The 635-nt window shown below is 49.4% G+C and carries 1 protein-coding gene; it reads right to left on the bottom strand.

What is annotated here, in order from left to right:
- Positions 1-635 (bottom strand): tetratricopeptide repeat protein (locus B5G27_RS15735; RefSeq protein WP_143449760.1); only part of this gene is annotated, 635 nt, incomplete at both ends.

Genomic DNA, 635 nt, shown 5'->3' with positions numbered 1-635 from the left:
GAGTTCCTCCGCTCCCGCATACTTCTCTTCCGCCTCTTTTACTCTCCCTAGACGCCTCAGAAGATCTCCTTGCGATTTCAGCGTATTTGCAAGCCCCAGATCTGCCTTCTCCTTTTTATAGAGTTCCTCCGCTCCTGCATACTTCTCTTCCGCCTCTTTTACTCTCCCTAGACGACTCAGAAGATCTCCTTGCGATTTCAGCGTATTTGCAAGACCCAGATCGTCCTTCTCCTTTTTATAGAGTTCCTCCGCTCCCGCATACTTCTCTTCCGCCTCTTTTACTCTCCCTAGACGCCTCAGAAGATCTCCTTGCGATTTCAGCGTATTTGCAAGCCCCAGATCTGCCTTCTCCTTTTTATAGAGTTCCTCCGCTCCTGCATACTTCTCTTCCGCCTCTTTTACTCTCCCTAGACGACTCAGAAGATCTCCTTGCGATTTCAGCGTATTTGCAAGACCCAGATCGTCCTTCTCCTTTTTATAGAGTTCCTCCGCTCCCGCATACTTCTCTTCCGCCTCTTTTACTCTCCCTAGACGCCTCAGAAGATCTCCTTGCGATTTCAGCGTATTTGCAAGCCCCAGATCTGCCTTCTCCTTTTTATAGAGTTCCTCCGCTCCTGCATACTTCTCTTCCGCCT

The sequence above is a fragment of the Lachnoclostridium sp. An76 genome, assembly GCF_002161355.1.
Classification (GTDB): Bacteria; Bacillota; Clostridia; order Lachnospirales; family Lachnospiraceae; genus Mediterraneibacter; species Mediterraneibacter caccavium.
This window is presented reverse-complemented; position numbering and strand designations above follow the sequence as displayed.